General features: G+C 75.1%; 13 protein-coding genes. 12 read left to right on the top strand and 1 reads right to left on the bottom strand.

Annotation, left to right across the window (positions count from 1 at the left end; all coding sequences use genetic code 11):
- Positions 1–37 precede the first annotated feature (37 nt).
- Entirely contained in the window at positions 38–874 is an 837-nt protein-coding gene (ygfZ, locus tag DT057_RS00865) for a CAF17-like 4Fe-4S cluster assembly/insertion protein YgfZ (protein ID WP_128560236.1), read from the bottom strand.
- Positions 875–965: 91 nt separating this feature from the next.
- Here ygfZ and DT057_RS00870 point away from each other — a divergent pair, with 91 nt between their 5' ends.
- The 12 genes from DT057_RS00870 to DT057_RS00925 all read left to right on the top strand — a co-directional run bounded on the left by DT057_RS00870 (position 966) and on the right by DT057_RS00925 (position 12,991).
- A complete protein-coding gene (locus tag DT057_RS00870) occupies positions 966–2,300 on the top strand; it encodes a dihydroorotase (RefSeq protein WP_128560237.1) in 1,335 nt (444 codons plus the stop codon).
- A 172-nt stretch (positions 2,301–2,472) separates the two neighbouring features.
- A complete protein-coding gene (gene secG, locus DT057_RS00875; protein WP_128560238.1) occupies positions 2,473–2,874 on the top strand; it encodes a preprotein translocase subunit SecG in 402 nt (133 codons plus the stop codon).
- Between the two features lie 164 nt (positions 2,875–3,038).
- Positions 3,039–4,667, top strand: coding sequence for a CTP synthase (locus DT057_RS00880; protein WP_128560239.1), 1,629 nt, complete (start codon positions 3,039–3,041; stop codon positions 4,665–4,667).
- Positions 4,668–4,721: 54 nt separating this feature from the next.
- Complete coding sequence (locus DT057_RS00885; protein WP_128560240.1) at positions 4,722–5,123, top strand: DUF350 domain-containing protein; 402 nt, start codon at positions 4,722–4,724, stop codon at positions 5,121–5,123.
- A gap of 59 nt (positions 5,124–5,182) precedes the next feature.
- Positions 5,183–5,845, top strand: a complete 663-nt coding sequence (locus DT057_RS00890) for a DUF1190 domain-containing protein (RefSeq protein WP_128560241.1) — start codon at positions 5,183–5,185, stop codon at positions 5,843–5,845.
- On the top strand, positions 5,845–6,999 hold the full coding sequence (locus tag DT057_RS00895; RefSeq protein ID WP_128560242.1) for a glutathionylspermidine synthase family protein: 1,155 nt from the start codon (positions 5,845–5,847) through the stop codon (positions 6,997–6,999). Before DT057_RS00890 ends, DT057_RS00895 begins: the two co-directional genes overlap by 1 nt.
- 42 nt (positions 7,000–7,041) lie before the next feature.
- Positions 7,042–7,494 carry a DNA polymerase III subunit chi gene (locus DT057_RS00900; protein ID WP_128560243.1) on the top strand — a complete coding sequence of 151 codons (453 nt, stop codon included), beginning with the start codon at positions 7,042–7,044 and terminating at the stop codon, positions 7,492–7,494.
- Between the two features lie 114 nt (positions 7,495–7,608).
- Positions 7,609–9,144, top strand: coding sequence for a S10 family peptidase (locus DT057_RS00905; protein ID WP_128560244.1), 1,536 nt, complete (start codon positions 7,609–7,611; stop codon positions 9,142–9,144).
- The gene (locus DT057_RS00910) at positions 9,141–9,542 is read left to right on the top strand and encodes a hypothetical protein (protein WP_128560245.1); all 402 of its coding nucleotides are present in this window, start codon (positions 9,141–9,143) and stop codon (positions 9,540–9,542) included. The genes DT057_RS00905 and DT057_RS00910 overlap by 4 nt, the downstream gene beginning before the upstream one ends.
- A gap of 106 nt (positions 9,543–9,648) precedes the next feature.
- Positions 9,649–10,746 (top strand): OpgC family protein, encoded by a 1,098-nt coding sequence (locus DT057_RS00915; protein ID WP_128560246.1) that lies wholly within the window; start codon positions 9,649–9,651, stop codon positions 10,744–10,746.
- Positions 10,707–11,552, top strand: a complete 846-nt coding sequence (locus tag DT057_RS00920; RefSeq protein WP_128560247.1) for an SGNH/GDSL hydrolase family protein — start codon at positions 10,707–10,709, stop codon at positions 11,550–11,552. Before DT057_RS00915 ends, DT057_RS00920 begins: the two co-directional genes overlap by 40 nt.
- Before the next feature lie 119 nt (positions 11,553–11,671).
- Positions 11,672–12,991, top strand: coding sequence for a lipopolysaccharide biosynthesis protein (locus DT057_RS00925; protein ID WP_128560248.1), 1,320 nt, complete (start codon positions 11,672–11,674; stop codon positions 12,989–12,991).
- Positions 12,992–13,308: the final 317 nt, after the last annotated feature.

Below are 13,308 nucleotides of genomic sequence, written 5' to 3' on the forward strand. Positions count from 1 at the left end.
GGGCGGGCCCGGGCGGCGGGACGCCCGGGGGCCTCCCTCACGCCGCCGCTTCCGGCCACCCGAAGGTCGCGAAGGCGGGCTTCTCCACGGCCACCGGCCGGCCGGCCACCTCCACGGCCTCGCCGGCCGCGAGCGCGTCGCCGAGCCGGTCGAGGCGCAGCATGGCGAGGCCCCGCTCCCCGGCCGCGCTCCCGGTCTGGCCCAGCGTGTGGCGCCCGGCGGTGACCGGCTGGCCGGGAGGCGCCGCCGGGCCGCCGCGGTAGCCGATCGGCACGATGCGGGTCCGGGCCGTGCCGCGGTGCTGCATGCGCGACACCACCTCCTGGCCGACGTAGCAGCCCTTGCGGAAATCGACGCCGCCGAGCTGGTCCATCAGCGCCTCGTGCGGGAACGCGTCGCCGAGCGTGAAGTCGGCGCCGCTCTCCGGTACGCCGAGGCCGATGCGGTGCCGGTGGTAGGCCGCCGCGTCCGCGTCGGGCGCCGGCCCCTCGCCGTCCCCCCGGTAGAGCCGCCAGCCGAGGGCGGGCAGGCGGCCGTCGCGGCGCGCCGGGCCCGCCGGCGCCTCGCCCCACGCGGCCGCGACCGCGCCCGGTGCCGGCTCCACCGCGACCTTGGCGCGCAGGCGGTAGAGCGACAGCCGCTTGACGAGGTCGGCCGCGCTGGCGCGGGCGGTGTCGAGCCAGAACCCCCCGGGCGCGCGGCTCACCAGGAAGTCGAACAGGATCTTGCCCTGGGGGGAGAGCAGGGCGCCGAGCCGCGCCTCGTCCTCCGGCAGCGATTCGACGTTGCAGGTGACGAGGTTCTGGAGGAAGCCGGTGGCGTCGGCGCCCGTGACCGCCACGACGGCGCGCTCCGGCAGGGAGGCGAGGGGCATGAGGGACCTTTGCTTGAACCGCGGGCACCGCTGACATAAGCCGCCAGCGCCCGGCCCTCAATCGCGGTGCCCCGGCGAAGGAGCACGTCCGATGAGCCAGAGCTTCGATCTCGTCCTGCGCGGCGGCACCGTGGTCAACCACGACGGGATCGGCGAGGCGGATCTCGGCGTGCGGGACGGGCGCGTCGCGGCCATCGGCGACCTGTCGCGGGCCGCTTCCGGGCGCGTGCAGGATTGCCGCGGCCTGCACCTCCTGCCGGGCGTGATCGACAGCCAGGTCCATTTCCGCGAGCCCGGGCTCGACCACAAGGAGGACCTCGAGACGGGGTCCCGGGCCGCCGTCATGGGCGGTGTCACCACGGTGTTCGAGATGCCGAACACGGACCCCCAGACCACGGGGCCGGAGGCGCTCGCCGACAAGCTGCGGCGCGCCCACCACCGGATGCACTGCGACTTCGCGTTCTGGGTCGGCGGCACGCACGAGAACGCCCGGGACGTCGCCGCGCTCGAGCGGCTGCCGGGCGCGGCCGGCATCAAGGTGTTCATCGGGTCGTCCACGGGCTCGCTCCTGGTCGAGGACGACGCCGGCATCGCCGAGATCCTCAGCCGCACGCGGCGCCGGGCCGCCTTCCACGCCGAGGACGAGGCGATGCTGCGGGCGCGCCGGGACCTGCGGGTGCCGGGGGACCCGTCCTCCCATCCGGTCTGGCGCTCGCCCGAGGTGGCGCTGAAGGCCACCGAGCGGCTGGTGCGGATCGCCCGCGCCACGGGGGCGCGCATCCACATCCTGCACATCTCGACGGCCGAGGAGATGCGCTTCCTCGCCGACCACAAGGACGTCGCCACCGTCGAGGTGACGCCCCACCACCTCACCCTCGACGGCGGGGAGGCCTACGCGCGCCTCGGAACCCTCGTGCAGATGAACCCGCCGGTGCGCGACGCGGGCCACCGCGACGGGCTGTGGTGGGGCGTGTCGCAGGGCGTGGCCGACGTGATCGGCTCGGACCACGCTCCCCACACCCTCGCGGAGAAGCGCAAAGCCTACCCGGATTCGCCCTCCGGCATGACCGGGGTGCAGACGCTGGTCCCGCTCATGCTCGACCACGTCGCGGCCGGCCGCCTCTCGCTCGCGCGCCTCGTCGACCTCACGAGCGCCGGGCCCAAGCGCGCCTTCGGGATCGCCCGCAAGGGCCGCCTCGCCGTGGGTTACGACGCCGACGTCACGGTGGTCGACCTGAAGCGGCGCGAGACCATCACGAACGCCTGGATCGCCTCCCGCTGCGGCTGGACGCCCCACGACGGCCGGGTCGTGACCGGCTGGCCGGTCGGCACCGTGGTGCGCGGGCAGGCGGTCATGTGGGAGGGCGCGCTCGCCGAGCCGTCGCGGGGCGAGGCGGTCCGGTTCGAGGAGGGGGCGGCGGCGTGAGCCCCGGCGGGCCGGGCCCGGCCCCGCCTCCCGCTGGCGGGCGGACGGGCACGCCGCAGTTGGCGCGCGTCCGCTTCTCGTGTACGAGCGCGCCGGAGTCGAGGTCCGGACGCGCCCGCGTGCCGGCCGTTCGCACGTTGGCGGCCCCCGCGGGGGCCGGCCTGGAAGCCCGATGCAGACCGTCCTGATCGTCGTCCACCTGATCATCGTCCTCGCCCTCATCGGCGTGGTGCTGCTGCAGCGCTCCGAGGGCGGCCTCGGCCTGGGCGGCGGGGGCGGCACCCAGGGCTTCATGACCGGGCGCGGCCAGGCCAACGCGCTCACCCGGGCCACCGCGATCCTGGCCGCCCTGTTCTTCGCCACCAGCATCGTGCTCGCCATCCTGTCGCACCGCGGCGGCGGGCCCCGCTCGATCTTCGAGGGCGCCTCCCAGCGCGCCCCGGCGGGCCAGCCCGGAGCCGCCCCCGGCGGCAACGTCCTCGACCAGCTGAAGCAGATGCAGGACCGCGGCGCGGCCCCCGCCGCGCCGGCGAGCCCCGCCCCCGCCGCCCCCGAGGCGCCCCAGTCGCGCTGAGGCACCGGCCTCCCCGCGCCCGCCCGGCGCCGCGCCGGCGGGCCGCGTCGCCGCCCGGCTGACAGAATGCCCGTGGATCCGGCCGGCCGTGCCGCCCGGACATGACCCCGTGTGAGCCCGAGGCGTTTGGCAAGTCGGCCACGCCTGTGTATGGAGCGAGTCCCATGACGCGGTATGTCTTCATCACCGGCGGCGTGGTCTCCTCGCTCGGCAAGGGGCTGGCCTCGGCCGCCCTCGCGGCCCTGCTCCAGGCCCGCGGCTACAAGGTCCGCCTGCGCAAGCTCGACCCCTACCTCAACGTCGATCCGGGCACGATGAGCCCGACGCAGCACGGCGAGGTGTTCGTCACCGACGACGGGGCCGAGACCGACCTCGACCTCGGGCACTACGAGCGCTTCACGGGCGTGCCGGCGACCCGCGCCGACAACATCACGACGGGGCGCATCTACCTCGACATCATCACGAAGGAGCGGCGCGGCGACTACCTCGGCGCCACCATCCAGGTGATCCCGCACGTGACGAACGCCATCAAGGAGTTCGTCCTCGACGGCAACGACGCCTACGACTTCGTGCTGGTCGAGATCGGCGGCACGGTGGGCGACATCGAGGGCCTGCCCTTCTTCGAGGCGATCCGCCAGCTCGGCCAGGAGCTGCCGCGGGGCACCTGCGCCTACGTGCACCTGACGCTCCTGCCCTACATCCCGTCGGCGGGCGAGCTGAAGACCAAGCCGACCCAGCACTCGGTGGCGGAGCTGCGCTCGATCGGCATCCAGCCCGACATCCTGCTCTGCCGCTGCGACCGGCCGATCCCGCGCGAGGAGCGCCGCAAGCTGGCGCAGTTCTGCAACGTGCGCGAGTCGGCGGTGATCGAGGCCCGCGACGTCTCGACGATCTACGAGGTGCCGCTCTCCTACAGGGAGGAGGGCCTCGACCGGGAGGTTCTGGCCCATTTCGGCCTCGACGGCGGCACCGAGCCGAAGCTCGACCGCTGGCGCCAGATCACCCACCGGATCAAGAACCCGGAGGGCGAGGTCGCCATCGCCATCGTGGGCAAGTACACGGGGCTGAAGGACGCCTACAAGTCGCTGATCGAGGCCCTGAGCCACGGCGGCATCGCCAACCGGGTCCGCGTCAACCTCGAGTGGATCGAGTCGGAGGTGTTCGAGCGCGAGGACCCGGCGCCCTTCCTGGAGGGGCTGCACGGCATCCTGGTGCCGGGCGGCTTCGGGCAGCGCGGGGCGGAGGGGAAGATCCGCGCCGCCCGCTACGCCCGCGAGCGCAAGATCCCGTATTTCGGCATCTGCTTCGGCATGCAGATGGCGGTGGTGGAGGCGGCCCGCTCCCTCGCCGGCATCCCGGAGGCGAATTCGAGCGAGTTCGGCCCGACCCCCGAGCCCGTGGTCGGCCTCCTCACCGAGTGGATGAAGGGCAACGAGCTCGAGCGCCGGATGGCGGAGGGCGACCTCGGCGGCACCATGCGGCTCGGCTCCTACGCGGCCTCGCTCGCCCCCGGCTCGAAGATCGCCGAGATCTACGGCGGCACCCGGATCGCCGAGCGCCACCGCCACCGCTACGAGGTCAACATGGCCTACCGCGAGCGGCTCGAAGCCAAGGGGATGCGCTTCGCCGGCCTCTCGCCGGACGGGCTCCTGCCCGAGACCGTGGAGGTGGTGGGCCACCCCTGGTTCGTCGGCGTGCAGTTCCACCCGGAGCTGAAGTCGCGCCCCTTCGAGCCGCACCCGCTCTTCAGCAGCTTCATCGCGGCGGCGATCGAGCAGAGCCGCCTGGTCTGACGCCCGGGGGCGGCCGGGGCCGCGGCCTGGCCCGGGCGAACGGGGAGGGGGGAGATGCTGGCTTCGATCTCGGGACTCGGCGCGTTCCTGGCCTACTTCGCCACCGCGCTCGGCCTCGTGGCGCTCTACCTCCTGATCTACACCCTGGCGACAGCGCACGACGAGCTGATGCTGATCCGGCGCGGGGTCACCGCGGCCTCGATCGCCCTCGGGGGCAGCCTCGTCGCCTTCACGCTGCCCCTCGCGGTCGCGATCTACAACGCGCAGGGGCTCCTCGACTGCGCGATCTGGGGCCTCGTCGGGCTCGTCGTGCAGATGCTGGTCTACTGGCTGGTCCGCCTCGCGCTGCCCGACCTGTCGCGGCAGATCGCGGCCGGGGAGGCCGCGCCGGCGCTGCTCCTCGCCGCCGCCTCGCTCGCCGCCGGCATCCTCAACGCCGCCTCCATGACCTATTGACGGCCGGGCCCGGCTGCTGTCGTCTGCCCCGACCCCACCCCGGAGGGCGCCGGCCCCGGATGCAAGCCAACGCGCCATCCCTCGACGGGCCGGGTCCGACCCAGGGCTCGAAGCGGTCCCAGACCGTCTCGCTCGTGCTCCTCGTCGGCGTCGGGGCGGCCGCCCTCGTGCTCGCGCGGCGCGATCCCTCCCAGCGGGAGGAGGACACCCTCGTGTACGCCGACCTCGCCGCCTGCCGGGCCCAGGGCCTGCGCAGCCCGGAGGATTGCGAGGCCGCCGACCGCGAGGTCCGCGCCCTCTACCCGACGGTGGCGCCGCGCTACCCCGACAGCGCCGCCTGCGAGCGCCACCACGGGAGCGGCGGCTGCACCGCCGCCGTGGCGCCGGCGCCCGCCGGCGCGTTCGTGCCGCTCCTCGCGGGGTTCATGATCGGCCGGTCCGCCGACCAGCACCTGCCGGTCCAGCCGCTGTTCCGGCACGCGCCCGACGAGGCGCGCGAAGCGGCGGGCGTCTCCGGCGTCTCCGGCGGCTACTGCACGAGCGGCGGCGGCCGCGTCTGGACCGCCCGGGGCTCGACGCTCGCCCGCGTCTCCTCGGCGGTCGCCCGCGGCGGCCCCGCCCCGGCGCGGGTCGTCGCCACGGGGGGCTTCGGCGCCACGGGCCACGGCGTCGCCGTCCACGCGAGCTCCGGACACGCGGGCTCCGGGCACGCGGGCGGCTGATGCGGCGCCTCGCCCTCGGCGAGCGGCCGGACTGGCGCGCGCAGGCCGCGGCCGCGGGCTTCACGTTCCACAGCCTCGACGGCGCGCCCTACTGGGACGAGACCCACGCCTACGCGTTCACCCTCGACGAGATCGAGCGCGGGCTCGAGGCGCCGAGCGCCGAGCTGCACGCCCTCTGCCTCGCCTTCGTCGACCGGGCCGTGGGCGATGCGGCGATCCTCGCCTCCCTGGGCATCCCCGGCCACGCCTTCGAGGCCGTGCGCGCGAGCTGGCGGCGGCGCGACCCGTCCCTCTACGGCCGGCTCGACTTCGCCTGGGGCGGGGAGGGGCCGGCTAAGCTCCTCGAGTACAACGCCGACACCCCGACGGCGCTCTACGAGACGGGCGTCTTCCAGTGGCTCTGGCTCGAGGACAGCCTCGCGCGCGGCCGGCTGCCGGCCGGCACCGATCAGTTCAACGCCGTGCACGACCGGCTGGTCGCGCGCTTCCGGGAGATCGGCGGCCCGGTCGCCTTCACCTGCATGGAGGCGGCGCCGGAGGACCGCGGCACCGTCGCCTACCTGCAGGACTGCGCCCATCAGGCCGGCCTCGCCACCCGCTTCGTGCCCCTCGAGGCGGTGGCGCTCGACAGCGCGGGCGCCTTCACGGACGCGCTCGGCGCGCCGCTCGGCACCCTGTTCAAGCTCTACCCCTGGGAATGGGCCTTCCGGGACGCCTTCGGCGACCGCCTCGCCGGCACCCCGACCCGGTTCCTCGAGCCGCCCTGGAAGGCGGTGCTCTCGACGAAGGGGCTCCTGCCCCACCTCTGGGCCATGGCGCCCGGCCACCCCAACCTGCTGCCGGCCTACTTCGAGGACGATCCCCGCAAGGGCGCCCTCGGCGCCTCGTTCGTGCGCAAGCCGATCCTGTCGCGCGAGGGCGCGAACGTGCTCATGGTGCGGGACGGCGCCGTGCTCGCCCGCCGGGACGGGCCCTACGGCGCCGAGGGCCACGTGCGCCAGGCCCTGTGCGCGCTCCCGGTCTTCGCCGGCCAGCACGTCCTGGCCGGGAGCTGGCTCGTCGGCGACGTCCCGGCGGGCCTGTGCCTGCGCGAGAGCCCCGACCCCATCACCGGCAACGCCGCGCGCTTCGTGCCGCACGTCATCGCGCCGTGAGGCCGGATGCCTTTCGGGGCCCGCGGCCCTATCTCACACCCCGTGACCGAGATCCTGTTCTACCACATGCAGCGCCAGCCCCTCGAGTCGGTGCTGCCGAGCCTCCTCGAGAAATCCCTGGAGCGGCAGTGGCGCGTGGCCGTGCAGGCGACGAGCGAGGAGCGTCTCCAGGCCCTCGACGACCACCTCTGGACCTTCTCGGACGACGGCTTCCTGCCCCACGGCACCGAGCGCGAGCCGGACAGCGGCACGCAGCCCGTGGTCCTGACCCTCCGGGACGCCAACCCGAACGGCGCCTCGATCCGCTTCCTGGTGGAGGGGGCGTCCCTGCCGGAGGATGCGGGCACCTACCAGCGCATCTGCATCCTGTTCGACGGCTCCGACCAGGACGCGCTGCTGTTTGCCCGCGAGCAGTGGCGGGGCGCCAAGGAGGCCGGCCACGCCGTCGCCTACTGGCAGCAGGACGAGAGCGGGCGCTGGCAGAAGAAGGCGTGACGCCGGGGTCCGGGCGCCCGGCCCTGCGCCCGGACCCCGGCGCCGGCCCGGCCCCTGACGACGGCCGAGGCGCGGGCGGGAGCCCGGCCCCGCACAACGGGAGGATGAACCGCGATGACCCGTACCCTGGCCCTGCTGGCCGCGCTCGTGATCGGCCTCGGGCCGGTGCCGGCGCCGGCCCAGCAAAAGCCCGCCGAATCCCGCCAGTCCGAGGCGCGCCAGCCCGAGGGCCGGCGCCTGCCGGCCGACGCGGTGACGCAGCACACCCTGTCCCTCGCCGGCGGGCGCTCCCTGAGCTTCACCGCCACCGCCGGCAGCCTCGCCCTCGTCGACGAGGCGGGCAAGCTCCAGGCCGAGATCGCCTTCACGGCCTACGCCGTCCCGGAGCGCGAGCCCGGCGGCCGGCCGGTGACCTTCGCGCTCAACGGCGGCCCCGGGGCGGCCTCGGCCTACCTCAACCTCGGCGCGGTGGGGCCGTGGCGGCTGCCGCTCGAGGGCGCCAGCGTCAGCCCCTCGGCGGCGCCGACGCTGGTCGCGAACGACGAGACCTGGCTCGACTTCACCGACCTCGTCTTCATCGACCCGGTCGGCACGGGCTACAGCCGGGCGGCGGGCGACGACGGCAAGCGCTACTACGCGGTCGACAGCGACGCCTCCGTGCTCGCCGCCGCCATCGCCCGCTGGCTGCGCACCAACGACCGGCTCGCCTCGCCGAAATTCCTCCTCGGCGAGAGCTACGGCGGCTTTCGCGGGCCGCTGATCGCCCGCAAGCTCCAGGACGACGTCGGCGTCGGCCTCTCCGGGCTGGTGCTGCTCTCGCCCGTGCTCGATTTCGGCTGGCTCCAGCCGCCGCGCCACAACCCGCTCGGGGCCGTGACGCGCCTGCCCTCCCTGGCCGCGGCGGGCCTGGAGCGGCGCGGCGGCGCGCCGGGCCCCGGGACGATGGCGGAGGTCGAGGCCTACGCCACCGGCCAGTACCTCTCCGACCTCCTGCGCGGTCCCTCCGACCCGGCGGCCCTGGACCGGCTCTCCGAGAAGGTCGCGGCCCTCGTCGGGCTCGACGCCGCGGCGGTGCGGCGCCAGGGCGGGCGGCTGTCCGCCGGCAGCTTCCAGCGCGAGATCGGCCGCGGCGACGGCCGGGTCGCCAGCGCCTACGACACCGGCATCACCGGCTGGGACCCCGACCCGACCGCCGCGCAATCCCACTTCGAGGATCCGCTGCTCTCCGCCATGCAGGCGCCCCTCACGAGCGCCATGGTGGATCTCTACGCCCGCACGCTCAACTGGCGGGTGCCGAACCTGCGCTACGAGCTCCTCAGCACGGGCGTGAACCGGTCCTGGAACTGGGGCTCGGGCCGCTCGCCGCCGGAGGTGGTGGGCGACCTGCGCCAGGCGCTCGCCCTCGACGGGTCGCTGCGGGTGCTGGTCGCGCACGGCTACACGGATCTCGTCACGCCCTACTTCGCCTCGAAGTTGATCCTCGATCAGGTCCCGGCCTTCGGCGGCGACCGGCGCCTCGCCCTCGCGGTCTTTCCCGGCGGCCACATGTTCTACTCGCGCAAAAGCTCGCGCGCGGCCTTGCGCGGGGAGGTTCTTCGCCTCTACGAGGCGGCCCTGAGGGCACGGCAGGGCGCGGGCGAGGGACGATGACGCGGACGGAGCGGGGCCTCGGGGCGAGGGCGGCCGGGACGCGGGGGCTCGCCGCCGCGGCGGCCCTCGGCGCCGGCCTGGCCGCGGCCGGCTGCGGCGGCAGCCCGAACCGGGCCGCCCCGCCGGTGACGATCACCCCCCCGGCCCCCCCGGCCTACGCGGGGCCCGTGCTCGCGCCGGACGGCACCTGCACCGGGCCGGTGCCGAGCGCCGCGGGCGCGATCGCGCCCGGCATCGGCGAGTGCGAGCTCGTGCGGCTCAAGGGCAAGCCCCCGACCGACGTGCTCGTCGGCGAGAGCGGGCGCGGCCAGCGCGAGGTGCAGGTCCTCTACACCGAGCCCGGCGCCAAGGAGCTGTACTTCTTCGTCAACAACCGCCTCGACCGCATCGTGAAGTAGCGCTGCGACGCCCGCGCGGCCTCCGGGCGAGCCCGGGCGATCACCGTTGAAGGGCGGGCGCGGCGCGCCCGCGCCGGAGGCCGCCTGACCGAGGACGACCAGCCCCATGCGTGACCCCAACGCAATCGACTTCTGGCGCGGCGTCGCCCTGATCACGATCTTCATCAACCACATCCCGGGCAACGTCTTCCAGAACTACACCTACTCGCAGTACGGCATCTCGGACGCCGCCGAGCTGTTCGTGTTCCTGGCCGGCTGGTCGATCGGCATCGCCACCCGGGGCCGGGACGGCACGCCCGAGCCGGCGGGCCGCACCGTGCTGCGGCTCCTCTCCCGGATGGTCGAGGTCTACCGCGCGCAGCTCGTCATCACGGCGATCGCCCTCGCGATGCTGGCCGGGGCGGCGCTCTCCCTCGACAACCCGCTCCTCGTGGAGTGGCACAATGCCGGGCCGATCTTCGGCGACCCGATCCAGGCGACCGTCGGCTGGGTCACGCTCCTGCACCAGCTCGGCTTCTTCAACATCCTGCCGCTCTACGTCGTGCTGCTCGGGCTCGCGCCCGTCTTCGTGCTGATCGCGCGGGTCCATCTCGGCCTCGCCCTCGCGGCCTCGCTCACCCTCTACGCGGTCTGCCTCGTGGCGGAGATCAACATCCCGACCTGGCCCGTCGAGGGGCACTGGTTCTTCAACCCCCTGTGCTGGCAGCTCCTCCTGGTTCTGGGCTTTGCCGCCTACGAGTGGCGGCGCGACTCGGAGCGCTTCCTCGCCTGGCGCCGGCGCCTGATGCCGGCGGGCCTCGTCATCGTGGCCCTGGGGGCGGTGCTGTCCTGGTTCAACCTCAGGCCCGACCCGCTCTCCGTGCCCGAGCCGCGCCTGCTCTTCACCTTCGACAAGAGCTACCTCTCGCCGGCCCGGCTCGTGCACTTCCTCGGCGTCCTCCTGGCCTTCCAGGCGGTGTTCGGCTGGGTGCAGCCGCGCCTGACCTGGATGACGCGCCAGCTCGCCGCCCTCGGACGCAATTCCCTGGCGGTCTTCTCGGTCGGCTCGGTCGCGAGCCTCGGTGCACAGCTCGTCAGATTCTGGAGCGGGGGCGGTTTCGCCGTCGATATCTTTGTCGTAGGATGCGGCTTCGCTGCCCTGTCCTTCACCGCATGGTTCGTCGAATGGCGCTCACGCTCTCCCCGGCCCTCCTCGTCGGTGTGAGCCTTGCGTTCGGCCTGAGCCTCGGTTCGCCCTCCGCGGCGCAGACCCCGCAGGCGGCGGAGATCCCCGGGCCCCAGGCCACCGCGCCGAGCCCGGAGGCGCCCGATCCGAGCCTCTCGCCCGAGTGCCGGGTGCCGGGCTCGAAGCTCTACACCCTGGCCAAGCTCAAGGCGGTGAAGAAGGCCCTGCGCGAGCACCGCGCGGTCCACGTCCTCACCATCGGCGGCTCCACCTCGGGCGGGCTCGGGGCGGCGGCGAGCTACCCGGTCAAGCTCGAGGACGCGCTCACCCGCTCCTTCCCGGACGTGGAGGTCGAGGTGGACAGCCGCGGCGTCTCGGGGGAGATCGCCTTCGGGGCCGCCGAGCGCCTGCGCACCATGGTGGCGGAGATCGAGCCGGACCTCGTCGTCTGGCAGGTCGGCGGCAACGACGCCCTCGCCCGCGTCGAGATCGAGGGCTTCGCCCAGTCCCTCGCCGAGACCGTGGCCTGGATCAAGTCCCACGGCATCGACGTGGTGCTGGTGGACCCGCAATACACCGCGAGCCTCGCCAAGGACGACTATTACAACCACTTCGTCCAGGCGATCCAGAAAGTGGCCGCGAGCGAGCAGGTGCCGCTCGTCCAGCGCTACGAGGCCATGCGCTACCTCGCCGCCCGGGCGAAGGGCGAGGCCGTGGCGGGCGCCGGCTTCCGCCTCGCCGACCTCGGCTACCGCTGCATGGCCGAGCACGTCACCCGGGCCATCACGGTCTCGCTGCTCCAGCCCGACGTCACCGGCAGCACGAGTCCGGCCGCGGCCCACTGAGCGCGACCCATTGCGCGCGGCCCGTCCGCCGAATCCGCGCCTCCGGCTTAACCCCGGCGCAACCCCGAGCCGCTAGGCAGGACCGGACGCGCGGGCGGCCCGCGCCCGGGTGAGCGCGCATGGCGGCCGGGGTTTCTCTCAGCGATGCCGAGGCGACGGGCGTCGCCGGCACCGCGGTCGCGGTGTTCGGCATCCGCATCGCCGCGGCCGGCTTCGCGTTCCTGGCCCAGGTGCTGATGGCCCGGGTGATGGGGGGCGCGGAGTACGGCGTGTTCGCGTCGGTCTGGGTCTGGACCGCGCTCCTCGGCCACGCCTCGACCTGGGGCCTCTCGCAGGCCGCCTGCCGCTTCCTGCCGACCTACCGGGCGCGGGGCGCCGCCGGCCCGGCCCGGGGCTTCCTGGTCTTCGGGGCCCTGTTCTCGCTCGCGGCCGGGGCGGTGCTCGCGGGGCTCGGCGCCGGCCTCCTCGCGCTGCGGCCCGACCTCGTCTCCCCCGCCTACGCGACCCCGCTCCGCCTCGCCGCCCTGGTGCTGCCGCTGTTCGCGCTCCAGGATTTCTGCGAGGGCGTCGCCCGCAGCCGGAATTGGACGCTCCTCGCGGTCGCGCCGCCCTACCTGCTGCGCCAGGGGCTGATCATGGCGGCGATGCTCCTCGCGGTCGCGCTCGGCGCGCCCCCGGAGGCCGCCGTCGCGGTCGCCTGCACGCTCGCCGCGACGGCCCTCTCCCTCGGCGTCCAGGCCGGGCTGATCCTGGCGCGCCTGCGCGCCGACCTGCCGGCGGGCCGGCGGCTCTACCCGTGCGGCGAGTGGCTCAGGGCCGCCCTGCCGATGGCGCTCGTCGACCTCGCCGGCTCGGGCTTCAACTTCGTGGACGTGCTGGTGCTCGGCTTCCTGCTGCCGCCGGCGGAGGTCGGCGCCTACTTCGCGGCGACGCGCCTGCTCCAGTTCGTGGTCTTCGTGCAGTACGCCGCCTCCTCGGTGACGGCGCAGCGCTTCGCGGAGGCCGGCGCGCGCGGCGACCGCGCCGGCCTCGAGGCCCTGGTGCGGCGCTGGTCGCGCCTGACGCTCCTCGCCACCCTCTCGACCGGGCTCGCCGTGGTGGCGGCCGGGCCGCTCCTCCTCGGGCTGTTCGGCCCCGAGTTCCGGGCGAGCCTGCCGCTGCTCGCCGTGCTGGTGGCGGGCGCCGTCGCGGCGAGCGCCTGCGGGCCGGCCGAGGACCTGCTCACCATGCTCGGCGGCGAGCGCCTCTGCGCGGCGATCACGCTGGCGCTCCTCCTCGCCGCCGTCGCCCTGACCCTGGCCCTGGTGCCGCTCCTCGGGACCCTCGGGGCGGCGCTCGCCGCCGCCGCCGTCACGGCCGCCCGGGGCCTCGCCCTGGCGCTCGCGGCCCGGCGCCGCCTCGGCCTCGCCACCCCGGCCTTCGCCCGGGGGCGCGCGTGAGCGGCCTCGCGGCCCGGCCCTCGCCCGTTCGGGCGCCGCTCCCGCTGCGAGCCGAGGTCGCGACCCTCGCCGACCTCGCCCGCGACCCGGAGGCNNNNCCGCGGCCGCCACGCCCGATTACGGCCGCCGCGTCATGGAGGCCCACCGCGCCCACGGCCTGGCGCCCGCGGACCTCGCCTGCCTCGTCGTCCGGCGGGGCCGGGACCTCGCGGCGCTGCTGCCGTTCCGGGTCGGCCCGGGGCCCCTCGGCCTCGGGCGCCGCGTCGCCCGGCCGTTCGCCTCGCCCTACCTCACCGTGGCGGCGCCCCTGGTGGCGG

The sequence above is a fragment of the Methylobacterium crusticola genome (assembly GCF_003574465.1).
Classification (GTDB): Bacteria; Pseudomonadota; Alphaproteobacteria; order Rhizobiales; family Beijerinckiaceae; genus Methylobacterium; species Methylobacterium crusticola.